17 protein-coding genes are annotated in these 22,530 nt (G+C 61.0%); 11 read left to right on the forward strand and 6 right to left on the reverse strand.

Features of this window, described 5'->3' with window-relative positions; genetic code table 11:
- Nucleotides 1-25: 25 nt before the first annotated feature.
- The 4 genes from B1722_RS26395 to B1722_RS26410 form a co-directional block, all read right to left on the reverse strand.
- Nucleotides 26-1,096 carry an SMP-30/gluconolactonase/LRE family protein gene (locus tag B1722_RS26395; RefSeq protein WP_086794879.1) on the reverse strand — a complete coding sequence of 357 codons (1,071 nt, stop codon included), beginning with the start codon at nucleotides 1,094-1,096 and terminating at the stop codon, nucleotides 26-28.
- The gene (locus B1722_RS26400; protein WP_086794880.1) at nucleotides 1,093-2,238 is read right to left on the reverse strand and encodes an SRPBCC family protein; all 1,146 of its coding nucleotides are present in this window, start codon (nucleotides 2,236-2,238) and stop codon (nucleotides 1,093-1,095) included. Before B1722_RS26400 ends, B1722_RS26395 begins: the two co-directional genes overlap by 4 nt.
- Before the next feature lie 112 nt (nucleotides 2,239-2,350).
- Nucleotides 2,351-3,214, reverse strand: coding sequence for a LysR family transcriptional regulator (locus B1722_RS26405; protein WP_041072725.1), 864 nt, complete (start codon nucleotides 3,212-3,214; stop codon nucleotides 2,351-2,353).
- A gap of 267 nt (nucleotides 3,215-3,481) precedes the next feature.
- On the reverse strand, nucleotides 3,482-5,200 hold the full coding sequence (locus B1722_RS26410) for a hydrogenase maturation protein (protein WP_086794881.1): 1,719 nt from the start codon (nucleotides 5,198-5,200) through the stop codon (nucleotides 3,482-3,484).
- Nucleotides 5,201-5,495: 295 nt separating this feature from the next.
- Between B1722_RS26410 and B1722_RS26415 the strand changes: the two genes are divergently transcribed.
- The 10 genes from B1722_RS26415 to B1722_RS26460 all read left to right on the forward strand — a co-directional run bounded on the left by B1722_RS26415 (nucleotide 5,496) and on the right by B1722_RS26460 (nucleotide 19,855).
- On the forward strand, nucleotides 5,496-6,005 hold the full coding sequence (locus B1722_RS26415) for a sigma-70 family RNA polymerase sigma factor (protein ID WP_041072722.1): 510 nt from the start codon (nucleotides 5,496-5,498) through the stop codon (nucleotides 6,003-6,005).
- Nucleotides 6,002-6,949: a FecR domain-containing protein gene (locus B1722_RS26420; protein ID WP_086794882.1), complete on the forward strand. Its 948-nt coding sequence runs from the start codon at nucleotides 6,002-6,004 to the stop codon at nucleotides 6,947-6,949. The genes B1722_RS26415 and B1722_RS26420 overlap by 4 nt, the downstream gene beginning before the upstream one ends.
- A 211-nt stretch (nucleotides 6,950-7,160) precedes the next feature.
- Nucleotides 7,161-10,088: a TonB-dependent receptor gene (locus B1722_RS26425; RefSeq protein WP_086794883.1), complete on the forward strand. Its 2,928-nt coding sequence runs from the start codon at nucleotides 7,161-7,163 to the stop codon at nucleotides 10,086-10,088.
- A gap of 269 nt (nucleotides 10,089-10,357) precedes the next feature.
- A complete protein-coding gene (locus tag B1722_RS26430) occupies nucleotides 10,358-10,834 on the forward strand; it encodes an MbcA/ParS/Xre antitoxin family protein (RefSeq protein ID WP_174377198.1) in 477 nt (158 codons plus the stop codon).
- Nucleotides 10,831-11,334: an RES family NAD+ phosphorylase gene (locus B1722_RS26435; protein ID WP_086794885.1), complete on the forward strand. Its 504-nt coding sequence runs from the start codon at nucleotides 10,831-10,833 to the stop codon at nucleotides 11,332-11,334. Before B1722_RS26430 ends, B1722_RS26435 begins: the two co-directional genes overlap by 4 nt.
- 116 nt (nucleotides 11,335-11,450) lie before the next feature.
- Nucleotides 11,451-14,093, forward strand: coding sequence for a TonB-dependent receptor (locus tag B1722_RS26440; protein WP_086794886.1), 2,643 nt, complete (start codon nucleotides 11,451-11,453; stop codon nucleotides 14,091-14,093).
- 226 nt (nucleotides 14,094-14,319) lie between these two features.
- Nucleotides 14,320-16,170 carry an extracellular solute-binding protein gene (locus B1722_RS26445; protein WP_086794887.1) on the forward strand — a complete coding sequence of 617 codons (1,851 nt, stop codon included), beginning with the start codon at nucleotides 14,320-14,322 and terminating at the stop codon, nucleotides 16,168-16,170.
- Entirely contained in the window at nucleotides 16,157-17,221 is a 1,065-nt protein-coding gene (locus B1722_RS26450; protein WP_086794888.1) for a microcin C ABC transporter permease YejB, read from the forward strand. Before B1722_RS26445 ends, B1722_RS26450 begins: the two co-directional genes overlap by 14 nt.
- On the forward strand, nucleotides 17,221-18,243 hold the full coding sequence (locus B1722_RS26455; protein WP_041072706.1) for an ABC transporter permease: 1,023 nt from the start codon (nucleotides 17,221-17,223) through the stop codon (nucleotides 18,241-18,243). Before B1722_RS26450 ends, B1722_RS26455 begins: the two co-directional genes overlap by 1 nt.
- Before the next feature lies 1 nt (nucleotide 18,244).
- A complete protein-coding gene (locus B1722_RS26460) occupies nucleotides 18,245-19,855 on the forward strand; it encodes an ABC transporter ATP-binding protein (RefSeq protein WP_086794889.1) in 1,611 nt (536 codons plus the stop codon).
- Between the two features lie 134 nt (nucleotides 19,856-19,989).
- Here the strand turns inward: B1722_RS26460 and B1722_RS26465 are convergent, their stop codons facing one another.
- On the reverse strand, nucleotides 19,990-20,307 hold the full coding sequence (locus B1722_RS26465) for an SCP2 sterol-binding domain-containing protein (protein WP_041072702.1): 318 nt from the start codon (nucleotides 20,305-20,307) through the stop codon (nucleotides 19,990-19,992).
- A 49-nt stretch (nucleotides 20,308-20,356) separates the two neighbouring features.
- Nucleotides 20,357-21,067: a histidine phosphatase family protein gene (locus B1722_RS26470; RefSeq protein WP_086794890.1), complete on the reverse strand. Its 711-nt coding sequence runs from the start codon at nucleotides 21,065-21,067 to the stop codon at nucleotides 20,357-20,359.
- 206 nt (nucleotides 21,068-21,273) lie between these two features.
- On the opposite strand from B1722_RS26470, the gene sohB reads away from it, so the two are divergent.
- Complete coding sequence (gene sohB / locus B1722_RS26475; RefSeq protein ID WP_041072698.1) at nucleotides 21,274-22,305, forward strand: protease SohB; 1,032 nt, start codon at nucleotides 21,274-21,276, stop codon at nucleotides 22,303-22,305.
- The last annotated feature ends 225 nt before the right edge of the window (nucleotides 22,306-22,530 follow it).

A 22,530-nucleotide genomic window follows, 5' to 3' on the forward strand; every position in this document is an offset into this window, starting at 1 on the left:
GGCCATCCAGCACTCGTCTGCGTACTTACTTCAGCGCATCAGCCAGCGGCAACCGCGCCATGTGCCTGGCTTTCAGTGAACCGAGGTATAACCAGTCCCCATACTCGCGCGCCGTGGTGATCGGCGAGTAATTGCCGCTGCCGGCATCCTGCAGATTGGCGATCACCTTGCCCTGCAGATCCAGCCCCAGCACAAACCCGCGTTTCTCCACCGGTTTGGGCAGCACAGTCAGTGCCCGGACGATCATCGTGCGCACCCACGGGTGCCCGGCGGTGCCGTCGAGCAAGGCACTGCGCGGTGCGTAGAGGGCGACCCAGAAGCGGTTGCTGCCATTGAACGCGAGGTTGTCCGGCAAACCGGGCAGGTTGTCGATGAACAGGTCGTGGGTGCCGGCCTTGGGGCCCGTCAGCCAGTATCGACTGATGCGGTAGGCGCCGGTTTCGTTGACCAGCACATAAGCGTCGTCCGGGCCGAGTGTTACGCCGTTGGCGAACTGCAATTTGTCCAGCAGCACGCTGGTCTTGCCGGTCTGAAAGTCGTAGCGCAGCAAACGCCCGTCACCGCCATGTTCGATGATCGCCTCACCGTCGTGCCCATAGCCCCAGCGGCTGCTGGCGTCGCTGAAATAGGCGTAGTGCCCGGACTTGTCGATCGCCACGTCGTCGGTAAAACCGAAGGGCAGGCCATTGGCCTCGGTCGTCAGAGGAATCAGTCGACCCTGCGCGTCGAGCGAGAGCAGGCCTTTGACCGCGTCGGCAATCACCAGCAGACCGTTGGGATGCCGCGCCAGCCCGAGAGGGCGGCCGCCCGTGTCGCTCAGGACTTGGCGTGTCTTGCCATCAAGGCTGGTGCGAATCAGCCGCCCGTCATGCAGGCCCGTGATCAGGAAGTCGCCTTCCAGCAGCAGCGCTTCCGGGCCGTCGATGTCGCCCGGGCCAATCTGTTCGACGGCTTTGAGTCGCTGGTTTTCGGCATATATCCCTTCGCTCAGTGACGGTGCCGCTGGCGGTTTCCACGCCACCGGTTGAACCCTGGTTGGCATCAACAGCAAGAACGCGATGACGAGGACGACCAGCAGTAACAGCAGGCGCTTCATGAATGTTGCCCCGTCAGCGTCAGGTGCTTGAGTGCCATGTCGCGCAGGGCCTGCATCGATATGGCCGATTCACGTTCGATGCGGCGCTTCAACAGCAACAGGTTGGCAACGCGCATGCCCAAGCCGTCGAAGCGATAATCCAGGGTGCGCACGAACCGTGTGCCGTCGCCTTCGGCCGTGCATTCGTAGGTCAGCCGCAACGACAGACCGTGGTCACCGCGCGCCCGCGCGCACCAGCGCCGGCCGGGCAGATACTCGGTGACCTCCCAGCGCAAATGACCGGCGCGCCCGCCGGCATGAATGTCTTCTTCGAAGCGTGCGCCGGCGTGCAGCGGGCCTTGCGGGCCGTCGATCTTCAGCGACGAGGGATGCCACTGCGGCCAGTGGTTGACGCTGGCAGCGTAGCGAAGGACGGCGATGGGTTCGCCGGCGATATCGATCTGGTGCTGCATGCGGGTCATGGCGGGTCTCGAATGGCGCAACGGGGCAGGTTGCGGCTCCCAGTCGAGGGTGCCGAACAGGTAATCCATCAGCGGGAAAACGATATTGAAATTACGTTCCTGCATGCACTCGCGACGGTGATGCAGTTCATGCAGATGACGCATCTGGCGGATCCACGGCAGGCGCGTCAGCGGATTATCCGGCGGCAGATGTTCGCAGGCATGAAACACCTCGTAGGTCAGGTAGCCCAGCACCATGCAGCCGCCGAACAGCCCGGCGACATTGGCGTTGAACTGTGCGAGCAGCCACCAGAGCGGCAGGGTGAAAACCAGTGTATGCACGACGATGAGCCAGGCCGGAAACAGAATCACCCGCCAGTCGCGAGCGCCGTCGTAAGTCATGTGGCCGGGGGTGAAAAAACTGTGGTGGTCACCGGCATGCCGCGCATAGAACAGCTTGGCGAACGTCTTTTTGTGGTGGCCGAGATGGCGATGGACCATGTACACGCCAACGTTGAACAACAGCAGCGTCAGCGGCACGCTCAACCATTCCAGTGGCTGTACCTGGCGTGCGCTGCTCCAGAAAGCGCCGATCGCCAGCACGCCGAACAGCAGCACGAAAGCGCCGTGCAGCCACGGGTTGTACAACGGATGAATGGCCGCACGGTAGCGGCTGCGGAATGCCTCGGTGGTCTGCCTCAATGCGTTCACCTGCGGGTATTGTTGTTATACCCGGCAGATTAGCCGATCGGGCCGTTTGTGCAGGCCGGACCTTGAGGTCAGTTGTGCCATGCTCCGGTGCAAAGCGGCCGACTCAGCTCAACGGGTTCCAGCGCTGCGACCAGTCGTCATCGGTCTCGATCACCTGGCGCAACAGATCGAAGGCCTGTTGCAGGGTCGCCGAGTCTCGCTCGCGGGCGTACACCAAATAAGTTGGATAGCCGAATTCCGGGGCCTTGGTCACCGCTTCCAGCGCGCCGGTTTCCAGATAACTGCGCACCACACGGGTGCGAAAGTAGCCGCTGCCGCCGTGTTCGAGGATGTATTGCAGGGCCAGCGGGCCGAGGTTGAAACTCAGCGCGGCTTTGGCCTTGTCTGGCAGTGCTGCGTCATGCTGGCGACGGAAGTCCGGCCCCCAGTCGATGTAGACGTAAGGATCCGGGCGGTTTGGCGCACGCACCAGAATCAGTTTCTCCTCCAGCACCTGCTCGACTTGCAGGCCGGGCCAATATTCCGGCTGATAGACCAGCGCGGCATCGAGCACGCCGAGTTCGAGTTGGCGCAACAGGTTTTCGCCGTCGCGGATTTCCATGCGCAGGGCATGTCCGGGGATTTTTTCGCGCAGTTCGGCGGCCCAACTGAGCATCAACGGGTTGCACAGGCTGACTTCACCGCCGATGTGCAGCACGTTGTGATAGCCGTCCAGCAGCGGCAGGTCGCGCCGCGCGGCTTCCCAGGTCTGTACCAGTTGATTGGCGTAGACCACGAAGGCCTCGCCATTGGCCGTCAGTTTCGCCCCGGCGCGGTTGCGCACGAACAGCGTGCTGCCCAGCTGACTTTCGAGCTTCTGCACCCGGGCGGTGATCGCCGTTTGTGTGACGAACAACTTCTGCGCCGCCGCGGCGAGGCTGCCGTGGCGGACGATTTCCAGAAAGGTGCGGGCGAGGTCGATGTCCATGGGCGGGCCGGTGTCTGAGGTGCGGGCATTGTAAGTGCCGGTTCGCCACCGCGTCATCGTTCATTGCGCTGCGGTTTCCATGGATTTCGTGAGTGATGCAAACCCCTGCAGGAGTGAGCCTGCTCGCGGTGGCGGAATGTCTGCCAAACCAGTGCCGCCCGAGACACCGCCATCGCTGGCAAGCCTGCTCCCACAGGTACTGTGTCGGACGCAGAACCCGATGGGCGTCTGGCTTGTCAGCGATGAGGCCGTAGTGGGCGCTGAAGCTCAATCCGCCAACTCAACCTTGCGCACCCGCGCCCAGTCTTCCACCAGCCGCGCCGGCGTGCCGCAGGCCTTGCGCTTGTAGACGAAGTGGCTGCACTTCTCGGCAAACTGGTTGCGGTTGTAGAGCATGTCTTCCTGCATTTCCTGCAGTTCGTTTTCCCGGCATTGCTCGATCAGCACCTGATCAACCCGCAATTTGCGCTCACGCACGGCGGCATAGGTCGGGTCGGTCAATGCCGCGTTGGCCCGTTGCAGCAACCATAACGAAAACTCGTCCGGGCAGCGCGGACCGATCTCCTGGACCATGCCCAGTTGCAGCGCCTGCGTGGCGCTGATTGGCAGGCAGGCCTGGGTCAGTTGTTCGGCCACCGTCGGGCCGACGGCGCGGGGCAGGCTGTAGGTCCAGTATTCCGAGCCATACAGGCCCATGCTTTTGTAATGCGGATTGAGCACGATGTCGGCCCGGGCAAACACGATGTCGGCGGCCAGTGCGAGCATCACGCCGCCGGCACCGGCATTGCCGGTCACGCCGCTGACCACCAGTTGCTGCGCGCTGAGCAGCTCGGCGCAGACATCGTCGATCGCCTGAATATTGGCCCAGGCCTCGGCGCCCGGATCCTGCGCGGCCTGGATCACGTTCAGGTGCACACCGTTGGAAAAACTGCCGCGCCCGCCCTTGATCAACAGCACGCGGGTGTCCCGCGATTTGGCCCAGCGCAGCGCCTCGACTATACGCTGACACTGTTCGGTACTCATCGCGCCGTTGTAGAACTCGAAGGTCAGCTCCCCGACATGCCCGGATTCACGGTAGCGGATCGGCTGATACGCCTCCTCATTGAACGGCTCGCGGGCGATTGACCAGTCGAGCGTCGGCACGTCGGCCAGTTGCCCGGCCAGCACGTGCCGCGCCGGTTGCTTGAAGGTTTCTTCGCCGGGCAGTGGTTTGCGCCGCAACGAGCCGATCCACAGGCTGTGATCACCGGTGGCAACCAGCACCGCGTCATCATGCACCGCGAGGATCTTGCCGGGAATGCCGGTGCGCTGATCGAGGTGCGCGTCGTACACGTAATACTGCCCGCCGGCCAGACTCGCCAGTACACCGGGCTGGCCGTCAGCGGCGTCAATGCAGCGTTTGATGAATCGCGAGCAGTCGTGCCAGCTGAAGGTGCGGTCGGCCTGCTTCATGTTCGGTTGCAGGCGGCCACGGACTTTGGGATCGCTGTAATCCAGTGCGACAGGGACAAAGCCGTCGATGAATTTTTCGACCACTTCGCGAATACAGCGGATCGCCGCATCGCTGACCCGACCGTTGTACAGCTCGGACTTGCGCAAGCCCGGCGGCAGATTGAATTCGCAGGTGGCCCAGACCGGGCCGGCGTCCATTTCCTCCACCGCTTGCAGGGCGGTCACGCCCCAACTTGTGAGTTCATTGGTGATCGCCCAGTCCAGCGCGCTGGCGCCACGATCGCCGACGATGCCCGGATGAATGATCACCACCGGTCGCCGGAGATTGCTCCACAGCGCTTGCGGCACGCGGTCCTTGAGGAACGGGCAGATCACCAGATCGGCGCCGCTGTGCTCGATCTGTTCGCACACCGAAGCCTCGTCGGTGAACACCACAACGCTGGGCGAATGCCCGGCCTGGCGCAGTTCCAGCCAGGCGCGTTGAGTCAGGCCGTTGAAGGCCGAGGACAGCAGAATAATCTTCAGTGATCGCATGGTTTTCTTCCTTGAAAGGGCTGCCGTGGGCTCCTGATGAGCCGTCCCTGGCATTCGATGGAGCGCGCAGATTAGTCAGTGCTGCAGCGCTGGCAACTGATCCGGGTCAACGTTGTGTGAGTCAATATTTCCCCGGCGATGAGGTTCCTTATTCTCAAAGGTTTGACTGTCCTGATTTTTTATTACTTCAAATGTAAGCAGCGCTATTGCACAGTCGCGCCAGATCAGGAGCCGGACGATCCCGGCAGAACGATGGTTTTTCGCAGCGGGTGGGACCCGTTTCAGGGAGCAAGACATGGGTGATGTTCAAAACCCGCATGACCGGATGATTGGGCAAATGTTCCAAAAGGACTATCGCTGGCTGTGCGCTGCCGTTGGCCGCACGCTGGGTTGCCCGCACAGTGCACAGGACATCGCCTCGGAAACTTTTCTGCGGGTATTGACCCTGGCGGACCCGACCGCGATCCGTGAACCCAGGGCGCTGTTGACCACCATCGCCCGACGGCTGATGTATGAAGGCTGGCGTCGCCAGGACCTGGAACGCGCCTATCTGGAAAGCCTGGCCCTGGCGCCGGAACCGGTGCATCCATCGCCGGAGGAACGGGCGCTGGTGATCGAAGCGCTGTTGGCGGTCGATCGCCTGCTCAATGGCTTGTCGGCCAAGGCCAAAGCGGCGTTTCTCTACCATCAGCTCGACGGTTTGACCTACAGCGAAATCGGCGAACGGCTTGGGGTTTCCACCAGTCGGGTGCAGCAATACATGGTCGAGGCGTTCAAACGCTGCTATCAGGCGATGCAGGCATGAGGCCGGACGACGCGGTGATCGATGAGGCGGCGCAGTGGATGGCGCTGTTGCAGTCCGGTGAAGCCAGCGCTGGCGAGCGTGCGGCGTTCGACGCGTGGCGGGCAGCTGACCCGCGACATCAGCGGATCATCGAGCAAATGGGCGGTGGCCTGAACCTGCTGCGCCATCCGGACTTGCGCGGGCTGCCACGCAACAGTCTGTTGCACAGCCTGAATGCGCCGTCGAGTCGTCGGCGTTTTCTCAGCGGTAGCCTGAGTGTGCTCGGGATTGCCTTGCTGGCCGGATTGCTCGGGCGCCGCTACGGCTGGCTGCCGGAAGCGGGGGAGTTGGCGACCGGCACCGGCGAGCGGCGCGACTTTACCCTGGAGGATGGCAGTGCACTGAGTCTGAATGCCCGCACGCGGGTGGTGGCGCAATTCGATGCGGTTCAGCGCCTGCTGGCATTGCGCACTGGTGAGTTATTGGTGGATGTCGCCAAGGATTGCGCTCGACCATTTGTGGTCGAGACCGAGCACGGTCGGATGCGTGCACTGGGAACGAAATTCCTCGTGCAACAACACGATGATTTCACCCGCCTGGTGATGCTGCACTCGCAGGTCGAAGTGGTCACCGCTGGCGGGGCGCGGCGACTGGTCGAGGCAGGGCAGAGCCTGTCGTTCAACGCGCAGGACATTCTGGCTCTGGAGCACAGCAACGGACAGGAAAGCGCCTGGATGCAAGGTCGCCTGGAAGTACGCGACCGGCCACTGAGCGAGGTGATCGACAGCCTGCGCCGCTATCGCCGGGGCATTCTGCACCTGAGTCCCGAAGTGGCCGATCTGCGCCTGAGCGGCCTCTATCCGCTGGACGATAGCGACCGCACTTTGCAATTGCTGGAGCGTTCGCTGCCGATTCGCGTCACATGGCACAACCCTTACTGGGTCAGCATCCAGCCTCGCCCTTAAGCCCACTGCAAACCCTGTAGGAGCTGCCGCAGGCTGCGATCCTTTGATCTTGAAAAAACAAAATCAAAAGATCGCAGCCTTCGGCAGCTCCTACACAGAGGTGCGTTTATTCCGGTTATAGGTTTATGACTTCTTGGCCTAATCGCCGCCCTATAAAAAGCGCCGGCCCGCTGCTCATTCCCTGCAGACGCCTTCAACAGGGAAGCCCTTGATGATTTCATTCAAACAACAATTACCTCGCCTGACCCTCGCCGCCGCACTGGCGATGGGGCTGGGGCTGGGGCCGATCGCGGTGTATGCGCAGGATTCTGCGGCCCAGGTCTATACCTTCGACATCGCCAGCGGCCCGCTGGATGAGGTCTTGCTGGATATCTCGCGCCAGACCGGCGTACCGATTTCCTTCAGTCAGAATCTGGTGGAGGGCAAACGCAGCAGTGCCGTGCGCGGTGCATTGGGCGGGCGTCAGGCGGTCGAGAAAGCGTTGCTCGGTAGTGGCCTGCATGTCGAGCAGAGTGCCCAGGGCCTGAGCGTGCGCGAAGGCGCGGCGAGTACGCCGGTAGCGGCCAAAGTCAGCGCCGCGGCCCCGGCCACCAGCGCCGATTACCGCATGGAAAAAGTCACCGTCACCGGCTCGCGAATCGCTCGTGCACAGAGCGATGGCGCGACCCCGGTCAATGTCATCACCCACGAAGAGATGGAAGCGCGCGGCTACAAGAACGTCTATGACGCCTTGGCGACGCAGACGCAAAACACTGGCATGACCCAGGGCGAGGACTACGGCAATACCTGGCAACCGGCGGCCAGCGCGATCAACCTGCGGGGCCTCGGCCCCAATCACACGTTGGTGCTGATCAACGGCCGGCGCGTCGCCGATTACCCGACGCCGTACGACGGCAAAGTCAACTTCACCAACCTGGCGAACATTCCTTCGGCAGTCATCGAACGCATCGAAATTCTCAGCAGCGGCGCCTCGGCGATCTACGGTTCGGACGCAATTGCCGGGGTGGTCAACATCATCCTCAAGAAGCAGATCAATGGCATCGACGTCAATCTCAAGGGCGGCACCAGCGAGCGTGGCGGTGGCGACAATCAGCGCCTGCAAATCAGCGGCGGCGGCAGTTGGGGCGACTTCGACGGCTTGTTCGGCCTGGAGCTGACCAACCGCGATCCGATCTGGGCCGACGATCGCGGCTTCATGCAAAGCGGCCCGCTGGCGGACGTCGGTTACCGTCGCGACCTGAGCAACAACCGCTACCTCGGCCCTGGTTGCGGCGCCTATCAAGGCACTTTCGACAACAAGCTGCTGAACAACGGCGGACGCTGCCGCACCGATCAGATGTACAACGATTACTGGACCATTCAGACGCAAAAGGAAAACTACGACGGCTACACCCGTGGCACTTGGCATTTCAGCGACAGCGGTCAGGTGTTTGCCGATTTGATGTATGGCCTCGATCACATTCAGAACAACACCCGTGGCCCGACGTTCACTTCGCCGGACTTCATCAACCAGAACAGCGGCAATCTGGAGCGCTGGTATCGCCGTTACGGCGAAGAGGAAATCGGTGGCCGCACCAGCAACAACAGCAAGTGGACCGACACGTCGTGGACCGGCACCCTCGGCCTCTCGGACAAGATCGCCGACACCGGCTGGCGTTACGATCTGGCGGCCAACCGCTCGGAATATCGCAGCGTCAGAACCACGCGCTACACGCCGCTGTCCTCGATTCAGGATTTCTACCTCGGCCCGCAACTGGGCACGCGTGACGGTTACCCGGTGTTCGCCCCGGACACCTCGCGGCTTGATCGTCCGCTGACGCCACAAGAGTGGGAGCAGTTTCGCAGCAACCTGACCCAGCGCAGCAAATCGGTTTCCACCAGCTACAACGCCTCGATCAATGGCGATCTGTTTGACCTGCCGGCCGGCCCGGTCGGATTTGCCGGGGTGCTGGAAGCGGGCAAGCAGGAGTATCGCGTCGACCCGGACGACGGTCTGAATGACGGCACTTTCTATGGTGTGAGCCCGGCACAAAGCTCCGGTGGTTCGCGCAAGCGTTACGCCGCCGGTGGCGAGTTCAGCATTCCGGTCACTGACACCGTGCTGGCCACTGCCGCCGGACGTTGGGACCAGTACAAATTCAGCGGCCGAAGCGAGCAGCAGAAAACCTACAACCTCGGCCTGGAATGGCGCCCGATCACCAGTCTGTTGCTGCGTGGCAGTTACGGCACCAGTTTCCGCGCGCCGGATCTGAACTACATCTACCAGTCCGACAGCAACGGTTACTACCCGGCGCAGATCGACCACTACGGTTGCAGCCAGGGCGTGCAGGGCGCGTGTGATCGCGGACGGGTCGATTACACCCAGAGCGGCACCCCGGACCTTGAGTCCGAGCGCGGCAAATCCTGGACCTACGGTTTTGTCTGGTCGCCGTCGCGCAATTTCGATTTCTCCACGGATTTCTGGCGGGTCGAGATCGATGACCTGCTGACCACCGTCGACGAAAACCGCCTGTTGCAGCAAGAGAATGAATGCCGCAACGGCACCCAGGACATCAACTCGGCCAACTGCCAGTCGACCCTGGCGCGCATCGACCGCAACCCGGGCAATGCCGCCATCGATCCGAATCAGTTGCAACGGGTGCGGGTCAACGCGATCAACGCCGCCAGCGAGCGGGTCAGTGGTCTGGACTTCAAGAGCAATATCCGCTGGGGCGCCGGCCAGTACGGTGCGTTCAGTTCGGCGCTGGGCTACACCTTGGTGCTGTCGCATTTCTACAAGGAGTCCGATGAGGCGCCAACTCAGGACTGGCGCACCTCGCGCACGAACTACGACTGGCGCAGCAAGGTCAACGCCAGCCTGACCTGGGATTACCAAAAGGCCACGGCGACGCTGATGGGCATTCGTTACGGCTCGGTGACCAATGGCGCGGGCGACGGGCGTTTGTCGCCATGGACGGTATTCAACGCCAGCGCCCGCTACAAACTCAACGACCGCGCCAGTGTCGGCCTGACCGTGAACAATTTGCTCAACCAGATCAAGCACGACGACTCCGCCGGCTGGCCGTATTACCCGACTGGCAACTACGATCCGTACGGGCGGCAGTGGTGGCTGGATGTGAGTTATCACTTCGGCAGTTGAGCACGTGGAATATGTGAGTAACGTCCTACGGAAAGGGGGGAGTTTTTTGCAGAAACGGGGATATTTCCGACGACAATCTCAGGTTGGTCGTCGGAAGCGTGATCTATAGCATCGGATATGACATTGAAGTCGTAAACGGCTTGGACGCTCAGGCCTCTGATAACGGATGGATTATGCGAACTCCCCACCTCGAATACGAAACGCCTGCTTATTCCCATCGCCTTCACTGGCGCACCGATCGTGCCAGATGCCCCATGGAGGATGTCGCGATGCCCAGCGTCAAGGTACCCCGGCTCACGGGGGTAAAGAGGGCCGAGGGCAGACCTGTCGACGTGCTCGTGAATGGCCGGAACATAGGTGACGATGCCTTTCTGATCGTTGACCTGACCGACGAAGGTTTTGAGCTGAACGATGTCGTCAACATGCTTTCAACCTCTGAGCTTTATCTGCAAGGCAACATGGTCAAACGCATCACCGGCAAGTCGGTCAGCACCGTCCGGCGGTTACTGAAGGAAGGTAAGACGGTACGGCTTGACCCGCAGCAGAGCGTCGTCGCCTACCAATATGCGTTGGTGCTGGAAAAGGCCACTCGCGCCTTCGGGAGGCAGTCACGGGCCGAGGAGTGGCTGCGCAAGCCCAGCACCTACCTGAACGGTCGCGTCCCCGCTGAGTTTATTCGGCATCCACTGGGATTTCAGATGGTGGAGCAGTATCTGGGGCAGCTGATATACGGGGTTTACACATGAATCCCTTGCCCTGGGACGAGCACTGGTATGCCTGGCGGCTGGATCCCGAGGTCTATGGCGGGACTTGGGACAGCGGGATGGGTTCAAATCTCAATGGTGGCCGATGGAACATACCCGGGCGGCGAGTCGTTTATGCATCAGTCGATCCGTCCTCGGCGATTCTGGAGGTGGCAGCCCATCACAGCTTTGATGCGCTGGACAGTGAACCTTATGTACTCACGTGTTTTGAGGTCATCAACGAAGCAAAAGTGAAAATAGTGCAGCCGGAGGAAGTGCCGAATCCTTACTGGTTGAGCCCCGCCAAGCCTTCCCCCAATCAACAACAGTTTGCCGATGCGTTATTGGCAGAACATCCGTTTGTACTGATCCCCTCGGCGGCAACCCGCCATTCGTGGAATTTGCTGGTGAGCTGCGAATTGGCGGAGGGGCAGTTCAGGATGGTTTCCCAGGAACGGTTTGGGCTGGATACAAGGTTGCTGAGGGAGATGGAGCTGGCTTGATCCACACGTGCCATTTTTTGCATAACCTCATCACCCAACGGTCTAAATCGGGCTCTATAAAACCGTTCAGTCCATTGCACATCCCTGCATAAACCAAAACGCAGGGATGGCTGTTCATGATCCATTTTTCACCCGTTAGATCCCGTTTGAGCCTGGCCTTGCTGCTGGCGATCAATACCTTGCCGGCTGTCGCTGCCGACGAACCCACGACCCAGTTGCAACGGGTGGAAGTCACCGGCACCGCGATTCGCCGGGTCGATGCGGAAACCGCGGTGCCGGTCACCATTCTGCGAGTTGAAGAACTGCGCGAGCAGGGGGTGAGCACCACCGAAGAACTGGTCAGCCGGATTTCTGCCAACCAGTCCTCGGTCGGCTCCGGTCGTTCGGTGGGTTCGAGCAGCGGCGGGGCGTCGTATGCCGATTTGCGTGGCATCGGCCCGAACAAGACGCTGGTGCTGCTCAATGGCCGGCGGCTGAGTAACAACGCGACCAACGCGATCAATGGGTCCGGGGTTGACCTGAACACCATTCCGTTCGCCGCCATTGATCGCGTCGAAGTCCTGCGTGACGGCGCTTCGGCGTTGTACGGCACCGATGCGATCGGAGGGGTGATCAACTTCATCACCAAGACCAGCCTCACCGAAGGCCAGCTCAGCACCAACTACGACACGCCGACTCATGCCGGCGGTGGTGAAAGTCGTAACTTCAGTGGCAGCTGGGGCTTTGGCGATTTGCAGAATGATCGCTTCAACGTGTTCGGTGTGGTCAGTTACGACAAGCAGCAACGCCTGGCTGCCGAGGACCGAGGTTACACCTACAACTATCAGCCCGGACGCGGTCTCGATTACACCTCCGGCACCGCATCGCCGGCCAACTGGAGTCAGGGCAGCAACGCCACCAACTCGCTGGCCAGTTCTGGCTGCAAGGCCCCGGGCCTGCTGGCGCGCAATGGTATCTGCCGCCAGAGCCTGTGGAACTACCTCGATCTGGTGCCGGAAACCGAGAAGACTTCGGCTTTCGCCAAAGCCACCGGCAAGCTCGCGGATGATCACAACGTCAGCCTCGAATATTTCTGGGCGCGCAACGAAAACCGCACGCAGATCGGCCCCGGTACGCTGATGGGCAATCAGATCAATCCCGGCACGACGTTCTATCCCGGTAACGGCATTACCCCCGGCCCCAACGGTTTCGCCCTCGACCCGACGCAACCGGTGGATGTGAACTGGCGCGAAACCGCCGTAGGCGCGCGTCAGCATGAAGACGACAACACTGGCCAGCGTTTGCTGTTGAGCTTCGATGGCAGCGTCGTCGGCTGGGACTACAACCTCGGTGCGTCGTACAACCAGAACAAAGTGGTGAATGCCATCGAGGCCGGTTACGTCAACGACCGCGCCGTCAGTGCCGGTATCGCCAATGGCATCATCAATCCGTTTGGCGCGCAGACCGCTGCCGGGCAGGCGTTGCTGGCAGCCAATGCAGTGGACGGTGATTACTCGACGGCGGTCGGTCGGGTGAAGGCCATTGACGGGCGTGTCAGCCGCGAGATTGGCGATTGGTTCGGCGCCGGCCCGTCGGCGCTGGCGCTGGGTGGCGAATACCGCAAGGAAGATTTCCACCAGGACTTCGCCCAGTTCGCCGCCGATGTGCAGAGCCTGGGTGTCGATCCGAATGCCAGCGTCGCCGGGGATCGCAGCGTCTCGGCGCAATACGCCGAGGTCAACGTGCCAGTGCTCGACAGCCTGGAATTGTCCGCCGCCGTGCGCCACGACAAGTACAGCGACTTCGGCAGCACCACCAACCCGAAGTACTCGTTCCGCTTCCAGCCGTTCAAGCAACTGGTGGTGCGTGGCGCCTACAGCGAGGGTTTCCGCGCGCCGTCGCTTTACGAGTTGTACAACCCGAACTTCACCACGTTCACCGTCGCCAACTACAACGACCCACGGCTGTGTGCCGGTGGCAATCCGAGCAACGGCGGCATCGCCAACCGCGACTGCGCCCAACAGTTTTACAGCCGCACCGGTGGCAATACTGACCTGAGCCCGGAAACCGCGCGCAACGTCACCCTCGGTTTCGTCTATCAGCCGTTCGAGCGCCTGAGCACCGGGCTGGACTTCTGGTGGATCAACATCGCCAACCAGATCGCCGAGTTCCCCGAGTCAGCGGTGTTCGAGAACCCGGAGCTGTACCCGGATCGCCTGGTACGCAAGCCTGACGGCTCCATCGATCACATCGTCACGGGGCTGGCCAACCTCGGCAAGATCAAGACCAATGGCGTCGACGTCAGCTTCGATTACCGCCTGCCGAGCACCCCGTACGGCAACTTCGGCATCGGTCTGCAAGGCACCTATGTCAGCCGCTACGAGTACCAGCAGCAGCTTAAGGGCGATTACATCGACAAGCTCGGCGATTTTCGTGGCGGCGACTTTTCCTCGGCCGGCGCCGTGGCTCGTTGGCGCCACAGCCTGACCGGCAGCTGGAACTACGGCCCCTACGGGGTGGCGCTGACCAACCGCTACACCAGCGGTTACCACGACTCCGACCGTGAGACTCACGATTACGTCGGCTCGTACAACGTCTGGGACCTGGCCGGCACCTACACCTGGCGCAAAACCCTGAGTGTGACCCTCGGTGCGAAGAACCTGTTCGACCGCGAACCACCGTTCAGCAACCAGACCTACACCTTCCAGAGCGGCTACGACCCGAAGTACGGCGACCCGTTCGGGCGGACGTTGTACACGCGGGTCAATTACAAGTTCTGAGAATGCCCAGGGGTGGCAGGTTTTAGTCACTTATTGATCTAAGCCTGCTCTATAAAAATCGCCGGCCTGTTGCACATCACAGGTAGGCAGGATGTTTGGTGATTGTTCGGGCCTCATCGCTGGCAAGCCAGCGCCCACAGGGATTTGTGAGCACACGCAAAACGTGTAGGAGCTGGCTTGCCAGCGATGAGGCCATAAACAGCGCCGTGCAAAAAAGGATCTGCCAATGCTCTCCAGGCTCATTCTGTTCAGCGCTTTTGCGCTGCTAAGCCCATTCAATTGGGCCGCTCCACAACCCGCCCTCACGGTCTACGGCGAAGCCCCCAAATACGCCCCGGACTTCCAGCACCTGGCTTACACCAATCCCGACGCTCCCAAGGGCGGGTCACTGCGCCGCTCCTCGCTGGAAAGCGGCCCGTTCGATCACCTGATTCCGTACATCGACAAAGGCACGGGCGTTGCCGACATCGACGGCTGGCTCTACGCGCCCCTGGCCTATCGCAGCAAGGACGAACCCTACAGCGTCTACGGCCTGGTGGCGCAGCAGATGGAACTGGATGCAGATCGCCGCTGGTTGCGCTTTTACCTCAATCCCAAGGCCCGGTTCGACGACGGCACGCCAATCACTGCCGAAGACGTGCGCTACACCTTCGAGCTGTTCACCACTCAGGGCAGCCTCAAATACCGCCAACAGTTTCGTGACGTCGCCGACGTCGTGGTGGAGTCGCCGACGCAAGTGCGCTTCAACTTCAAGAACAACGACAGCCGCACCTTGCCACTGGATCTGGCGACACTGCCGGTGCTGCCCGAACACTGGTGGCGCACGCGTGACTTCGCCGAGGGTGCCGGTTTCGAGATCCCGCCGGGCAGCGGCCCGTACCGCATCAGCGCGGTGGATGCCGGGCGCAGCGTGAAATTTCAGCGCGTTGCCGACTGGTGGGCCAAGGACCTGCCGATCACGTGCGGCCTGTATAACTTCGATCACTTGAGTGTGGAGTTCTTCGCCGACACCGATGTTTCACGGCAAGTGCTCAAGGCTGGCGGCTTCGACTACAACCGCGAATTTTCCGCAACCAGTTACACCATCGGCTATGCCGGGGCCGCGCTGGAACAGGGCAAATTGCTTCGCGAACATCTGGCGCCGGGTGCTGCGCAAGGTTCGCAGGGTTTCGTGTTCAACCTGCAAAAACCGCTGTTTCAGGATCGCCGGGTGCGGCAGGCGATCGCCATGCTCTGGGATTTCGAATGGAGCAACCGGCAGATGATGCGCAGCATGTACTTGCGTCAGCGCAGTTACTTCTCGCACAGCGCATTGGCGGCCACCGAGTTGCCGGACGCCGAGGAACTGAAAATCCTCGAACCGTGGCGCGGCAAGATCCCCGACGAGGTGTTTACCCAAGTCTTCGAAGCGCCGAAAACCGACGGCAGCGGCAACATTCGCGCCGAGCAGTTACAGGCCCTGAAACTGCTCGAAGCCGCCGGCTGGAAACCCCGTGGCGATCAGTTGGTGAATGCCAAAGGCGAGCCGCTGCAGTTCACCTTTCTCAACGGTCAGAAGGGTTTTGAACGGCTGCTGCTGCCGTTCAAGCGCAACCTGGCGCAGATCGGTGTCGGCTTCGATATTCGCCAAGTCGACACCGCGCAATACACCAACCGCGTGCGCAATCGCGACTACGACATGATCGTGGTCGGCTACCCGGTGAGTCAGGCGCCGGGGCGCGAGATGTTCAATTACTTCGGCTCCGACGGCGCCGACGATCCCGGCTCGAATAACTACATGGTGCTGCGTGATCCGGCGGTCGATGCCTTGCTCGAAGGGCTGGTGCAGGCCGACAACCGCGAAAGCCTGCTGCGCCATGCCCACGCCCTGGATCGGGTGTTGCAGTGGGGTTACTACTGGATTCCCAATTACTACCCGCCGGGGATTTCCACGGTGTGGTGGAACCGTTTTGGCCGCCCGGCGACAGCGCCGCTGTATGACGCCGGGCTCGATACCTGGTGGGAAATCAGCCCGACCGCGTTGACCGCCACGCAGATGCAGCAACAGCAAAAGGAGTATGCGCATGTGGGGTTATAGCCTGCGGCGTCTGCTGCTGGTCGTGCCGACCTTGCTCGCCATTCTGCTGGTCAATTTCGTGATCGTGCAGGCCGCGCCGGGTGGCCCGGTGGAACAAGCCATCGCGCGCTTGCAGGGCATCGGAGTCGGCGCAGCGGTGGGCGGCGGTCATGTCGAAACCATTGGTGGCGAATCCCGCGCGACCCGAGGCCTGGACCCGAAACTGGTGGCCGACATCGAACGTCAGTACGGCTTCGACAAACCGGCCGGTGAACGCCTGTGGCTGATGCTCAAAAGCTACGCGCAGCTGGATTTCGGTCAGAGCTTTTTCCGCGGTGCCAGCGTCACCGAGCTGATTTGGCAAAAGCTCCCGGTGACTTTGTCGCTGGGCTTGTGGGCGACGTTGATCACCTATCTGGTGTCGATTCCGCTGGGCATCCGCAAAGCGGTACACAACGGTTCGGCGTTCGATGTCTGGAGCAGCGTGGCGATCATCATCGGCTACGCAATGCCGGGGTTTCTGTTCGCACTGCTGCTGATCATCGTGTTTGCCGGCGGCAGCGCACTGGACTGGTTTCCGGTGCGCGGGCTGGTCTCGGACAACTTCGCCGAGCTGTCGCTGTGGGGCAAGGTTGCCGATTACTTCTGGCATCTGGTGCTGCCGGTCACCGCGCTGGTGATCGGCGGATTCGCCACGCTGACCATCCTCACCAAAAACAGCTTTCTCAACGAAATCTCGCGCCTGTACGTGGTGACGGCTCGGGCCAAGGGCCTCAGCCAGCGTCAGGTGTTATACGGCCACGTGTTCCGCAACGCGATGCTGCTGGTGGTCGCCGGATTACCGCAGGCACTGGTGACGGTGTTTTTCGGCGGCTCGTTGCTGATCGAAGTGATCTTCTCCCTCGATGGCCTCGGCCGTCTCAGTTACGAGGCGGCAGTGTCGCGTGACTACCCGGTGGTGTTTGGGTCGTTGTTCATCTTCACCCTGTTCGGCCTGCTGATAAAACTGCTCGGCGACCTCTGCTACACGCTGGTCGACCCGCGCATCGACTTCACCGCGAGGACTGCCTGATGCTGACCTTATCTCCCATCGGACAGCGGCGCTGGGCGCGGTTCAAGGCGCATCGGCGTGGCTGGTGGTCGTTGTGGCTGTTTTTGCTGCTGTTCGGTCTGAGCCTGGGCGGCGAGCTGATCGCCAACGATAAACCGCTGCTGGTCGAGTATCAGGGCCAATGGTATTTCCCGGCGTTCAAACGCTACACCGAGCAGGATTTTGCCGGCGAACTGCCGTTCCAGCCGGACTATCGCAGCGCGCAGGTGCGGCAACTGATCGAAGAGCAGGGCGGACGGATGTGGTTTGCGCCGATCCCGTTCGGTTTCGATACGGTGAATTACGACCTGAGCGAGCCGGCACCGAGCCCGCCGAGCGCCGAGAACTGGCTGGGCACCGACGATCAGGCGCGGGATGTGCTCGCGCGGGTGATCTTCGGTACGCGGGTGTCGTTGCTGTTTGCCTTGGCGCTGACCGCTGCCAGTGCGCTGATCGGCATCGCTGCCGGCGCCTTGCAAGGCTATTACGGCGGTTGGGTCGATCTGCTTGGGCAGCGGTTGCTGGAGGTATGGTCGGGGCTGCCGGTGTTGTACCTGTTGATCATTCTGTCCGGATTTGTCGAGCCGAATTTCTGGTGGCTGCTGGGAATCATGGCGCTGTTTTCCTGGCTGAGTCTGGTGGATGTGGTGCGCGCCGAGTTTCTGCGCAGCCGCGGTCTGGAATACGTGAAAGCCGCGCGGGCGTTGGGCGTTGGCGATGTGCAGGTGATCTGTCGGCACATCCTGCCCAATGCGATGAGCGCGACCCTGACCTATCTGCCGTTCATTCTCACCGGGGCGATTGCGACCTTGTCGGCGCTGGATTTCCTCGGTTTCGGCATGCCCGCCGGCAGCGCCTCGCTGGGCGAACTGATCGGCCAAGGCAAGAGCAATCTGCAAGCGCCGTGGTTGGGGCTGACGGCGTTTTTTGCCCTGGCGCTGATTCTTTCTCTGTTGGTGTTCATCGGTGAGGCTTGCCGAGATGCTTATGATCCAAGGACTTGAGATGAGCGAAAATCTGATCGAAATACGTAACCTGCGTGTGGCATTCAACGGCCAGCCTGTGGTGCATGGCATCGACCTCGATATTCGTCCGGGCGAATGCCTGGCACTGGTCGGCGAGTCCGGCTCGGGCAAATCGGTGACCGCTCACAGCATCCTGCAATTGCTCGACCCGAACATCACGCGGCTCGATGGCAGCATTCGTTATGCCGGCGAAGAGCTGCTCGGCGTGCATGAGCGTTATCTGCGCCAGTTACGCGGCAACCGTATCGCGATGATTTTTCAGGAGCCGATGAGTTCGCTGAACCCACTGCATACGATCGAGCGGCAACTCGGTGAGAGCCTGGCGCTGCACAAAGGCCTGGCGGGCGCGCAGGCCCGTGAACGGATGCTTGAACTGCTCGAACTGGTCGGCATTCAGAACCCGCGCGAACGGCTCAAGGCCTATCCGCATCAACTCTCCGGCGGCCAGCGTCAACGGGTGATGATCGCCATGGCGCTGGCCTGTGAGCCGCAATTGTTGATCGCCGACGAACCCACCACTGCGCTGGACGTGACGGTGCAGCGCAGGATTCTGTTGTTGCTCAAGAAATTGCAGCAGCGTCTGGGCATGGCGCTGCTGATCATCAGCCATGACCTCAATCTCGTGCGCACCCTCGCGCAGCGGGTGGCGGTGATGCGCGGTGGACGGATCGTCGAACAGGCGCCGTGCGAGCAGTTGTTCAGTGCGCCGCAGCATCCTTACAGCATTGAATTGCTGAATGCCGAGCCGGGCGGGCATGCCTTGTGTCTCGACGCGACAGAGGACTTGTTGCAGGTGCGCGGTCTGAAGGTGCGTTTTCGTCTGAGCGGCGGTTGGCTGCGGCGCAAAACCTGGCTGGACGCGGTGAAGGGCATTGATCTGAACCTGCAGCGCGGCAAGACGCTGGGGATTGTCGGCGAGTCGGGCTCGGGCAAGTCGACCTTGGGTCAGGCGATTTTACGCCTGATTGACGCCGAGGGCAGCATTCACTTTGCCGGTGAGGCGCTGCAACAGTTGAGCGGCAAGCAGCTGCGGCCACTGCGCAAGCGCCTGCAAGTGGTGTTTCAGGATCCGTTCGGCAGTCTCAGCCCACGCCTGTGTGTGGAGCAGATCATTGCCGAGGGGCTGCAGGTGCACAGCGATTTGAACGCTGCCGAGCGCGAACAGACGGTGATCGACGCGCTGCGCGAGGTCGGCCTCGATCCGGCAACCCGACATCGTTATCCGCACGAATTTTCCGGCGGACAACGCCAACGGATTGCAATCGCCCGGGCGCTGGTGCTCAAACCGGATCTGATCTTGCTCGATGAGCCGACCTCGGCGCTGGATCGCACGGTACAGAAGCAGATCGTTGCTTTATTGCGGCGACTGCAGGAAGAGCATGGGCTGACTTATCTGTTCATCAGTCATGACCTGGCGGTGGTGCGGGCGTTGGCCCATGATTTGATTGTGATGAAGGAGGGGGAGGTGGTGGAGCGGGGGGAGACCAGTGCGCTGTTCAGTGCGGCGCAACATCCCTACACGCAGGAGTTGCTGGCGGCATCCATTGTGGAGGCGAGGCTGGCGCGAAATCCTGTAGGAGCTGTCGAGTGAAACGAGGCTGCGATCTTTTGATCTTGATCTTTAAAAGCAAGATCAAAAGATCGCAGCGTGCCGCAGCTCCTACAGGGGCCAGACGCAAAAATCCCGCCACAGGGGCGGGATTTTCTTCAAACCGAACGCAAGTCTTACGACGGGAACAGCTCGGACAGCTTCATCGACAGCATCATGTCGCCTTCAACGCGCAGCTTGCCGCCCATGAACGCTTGCATGCCGTCGGTTTCACCGCTGACGATGTCTTTCAGCGTTGCACTGTCCAGTACCAGCGTGCAGTTGGCGTTGGCGTTTTCGCCTTCCTGAATGTCGCAAGTACCGTCTTTGACGATCAGCGCGTAGTGCTTGTCTTCGTCGGTGATGTTGAAACCGAAGACCAGATCCAGACCGGCAGCGGCGGCTGGGTTGAACTTGGCTTGCATCGCTTTTACGGCATCAGCTACGGAGGTCATGGTTCGATCCTTTATGGGTTGATTGCAGCAGGGTCACAGTAATCCGGACTCAACGGTAAGTGATGAGTTCCGGGGCCTTCAGCAGTTGCAGGTGCGCGTGACTGTTGAAGGAAGCCAGAGTCACCTCGCGACCGCGGAATTTCAGCTGGTTGAGCGAGGTGTTGACGATTTGCCAATTCAGTTCAAAGGCCTGCCTGGCCGGTATTTGGGTAATCAGGTGGAGCAGGGCGGTAATGGTGCCGCCGGAGGTGAATACGGCGATTTTCTGATTGCCGTCGGCTTGTTCGAGGATGCGGTGGAGCCCCCCCTGAACCCGTTCGACGAAACCCAGCCAGCTTTCCAGCCCCGGGGTGTCATGGGTGCCGGCCAGCCAGCGCTCGATGACCAGCGCGAAGATGCGCTGGAACTCGGCGCGGTTCTGCGCGGCGTTGCGCAGGATGTCGATGGCTTCCGGCTCGTCCTCCAGCATGGCGGGGATCAGGGCACGAATCACTGCGTCGGCGTCGAACTCGTTGAACGCAGAGTCGGTCTCCAGCGTCGGTACCGACAGGCCCTTGGCGCTGAATTGCTCCAGCGCGCTGCTGGCCGTGTGTTGCTGGCGGCGCAGGTCGCCCGCCAGGCAGCGATCGAAACGGATTCCCAACTCGGCCAGGTGCTGGCCGAGGATTTCTGCCTGGCGCACACCGATGGGCGACAGGACGTCATAGTCGTCTGCACCAAAGGAGGCCTGGCCATGTCGAATCAGATAGATGCTGCCCACGTCCGCGTCATCCCGGTACGTTGAAGGTTGTGGCGAGGTTATGAGGATGATGAAGTGCTGTCAATGAAAAAACATACGCTTGTTTGAAATGCCCGTTACAGGCCTGTTGCCAGAGGTTTCACGGCTGGCCGAGGAGGCGGCGCATGGGTATGCTGGAACCATCCCGCGCGTGTTTTTGCATCCGCGCATCGTTTTAAGGAGTCTCTGTGGAGTTTTTCACCGAATACGCCAGCTTCCTGGCCAAGACCGTAACGCTGGTGGTCGCCATTCTGGTGGTGCTCGCCAGTTTTGCTGCATTGCGCAGCAAGGGCCGGCGCAAGTCGTCCGGGCAGTTGCAGGTCAGCAAGCTCAACGATTTCTATAAAGGCTTGCGTGAGCGCCTGGAGCAGACCCTGCTCGACAAGGATCAGCTCAAGGCCCTGCGCAAGGGTCAGGCCAAATCGGAGAAGTCCGAGAAGAAGCAAAAGAACAAACCCGAGGCCAAATCCCGAGTGTTCGTGCTGGATTTCGACGGTGATATCAAGGCCTCGGCCACCGAGAGCCTGCGTCACGAAATCACTGCATTGCTGACCCTCGCCACGCCGAAGGACGAAGTGGTGCTGCGCCTGGAAAGTGGCGGTGGCATGGTGCACAGCTACGGTCTGGCCTCATCGCAACTGGCGCGGATCCGTGAGGCCGGCGTGCCGTTGACCGTGTGCATCGACAAGGTCGCGGCCAGCGGCGGCTACATGATGGCGTGCATCGGCGAGAAGATCATCAGCGCTCCATTCGCGATTCTCGGCTCGATCGGGGTTGTCGCCCAGCTGCCCAACGTCAATCGGCTGCTGAAAAAGCACGACATCGATTTCGAAGTGCTGACCGCGGGTGAGTACAAACGCACCCTCACCGTATTTGGCGAAAACACCGAGAAGGGCCGCGAGAAGTTTCAGGAAGACTTGGACATCACCCACCAGTTGTTCAAGAACTTCGTGGCTCGTTATCGGCCACAACTGGCCATCGATGAAGTGGCTACCGGAGAAGTCTGGCTGGGCGTCGCGGCGCTGGACAAACAATTGGTCGATGAACTCAAGACCAGCGACGAATACCTGGCCGACAAGGCGAAGAAAGCCGAGGTCTACCACCTGCATTACGCCGAGCGCAAAAGCCTGCCGGAACGCATCGGCATGGCCGCCAGTGGTTCGGTGGAGCGCGTGTTGGTGAACGGCTGGAGTCGCCTGACCCAGCAACGCTTCTGGTAAGCCACTTGCATAAAAGGCCCTTCATTGTTCTGCAATGAAGGGCCTTTTTTATTGAGGTGGTATATATGTATTTTTTAAGTTTGAAATGTTGATTGTGCGACCTTTAGTTTGATCTGTTATTCGCGCTTTTATAAAGAGTTCGGCTCGTTAAGCTGATGACTCCTTTAAGTGCTTGAGATCATCATGTCCTCGTTACCCGATATAACTACGCCAGTCACGCCAACT

Source organism: Pseudomonas sp. SCPG-7 (genome assembly GCF_002156405.1).
Lineage (GTDB): Bacteria > Pseudomonadota > Gammaproteobacteria > Pseudomonadales > Pseudomonadaceae > Aquipseudomonas > Aquipseudomonas parakoreensis.

Bases quoted from the DNA above. Each gene is read 5' to 3' on its own strand.
- B1722_RS26395 (WP_086794879.1), bottom strand. From the start codon at position 1,096: ATGAAGCGCCTGCTGTTACTGCTGGTCGTCCTCGTCATCGCGTTCTTG.
- B1722_RS26405 (WP_041072725.1), bottom strand. From the start codon at position 3,214: ATGGACATCGACCTCGCCCGCACCTTTCTGGAAATCGTCCGCCACGGC.
- B1722_RS26410 (WP_086794881.1), bottom strand. From the start codon at position 5,200: ATGCGATCACTGAAGATTATTCTGCTGTCCTCGGCCTTCAACGGCCTG.
- B1722_RS26415 (WP_041072722.1), top strand. From the start codon at position 5,496: ATGGGTGATGTTCAAAACCCGCATGACCGGATGATTGGGCAAATGTTC.
- B1722_RS26420 (WP_086794882.1), top strand. From the start codon at position 6,002: ATGAGGCCGGACGACGCGGTGATCGATGAGGCGGCGCAGTGGATGGCG.
- B1722_RS26425 (WP_086794883.1), top strand. From the start codon at position 7,161: ATGATTTCATTCAAACAACAATTACCTCGCCTGACCCTCGCCGCCGCA.
- B1722_RS26430 (WP_174377198.1), top strand. From the start codon at position 10,358: ATGCCCAGCGTCAAGGTACCCCGGCTCACGGGGGTAAAGAGGGCCGAG.
- B1722_RS26435 (WP_086794885.1), top strand. From the start codon at position 10,831: ATGAATCCCTTGCCCTGGGACGAGCACTGGTATGCCTGGCGGCTGGAT.
- B1722_RS26440 (WP_086794886.1), top strand. From the start codon at position 11,451: ATGATCCATTTTTCACCCGTTAGATCCCGTTTGAGCCTGGCCTTGCTG.
- B1722_RS26445 (WP_086794887.1), top strand. From the start codon at position 14,320: ATGCTCTCCAGGCTCATTCTGTTCAGCGCTTTTGCGCTGCTAAGCCCA.
- B1722_RS26450 (WP_086794888.1), top strand. From the start codon at position 16,157: ATGTGGGGTTATAGCCTGCGGCGTCTGCTGCTGGTCGTGCCGACCTTG.
- B1722_RS26455 (WP_041072706.1), top strand. From the start codon at position 17,221: ATGCTGACCTTATCTCCCATCGGACAGCGGCGCTGGGCGCGGTTCAAG.
- B1722_RS26460 (WP_086794889.1), top strand. From the start codon at position 18,245: ATGAGCGAAAATCTGATCGAAATACGTAACCTGCGTGTGGCATTCAAC.
- B1722_RS26465 (WP_041072702.1), bottom strand. From the start codon at position 20,307: ATGACCTCCGTAGCTGATGCCGTAAAAGCGATGCAAGCCAAGTTCAAC.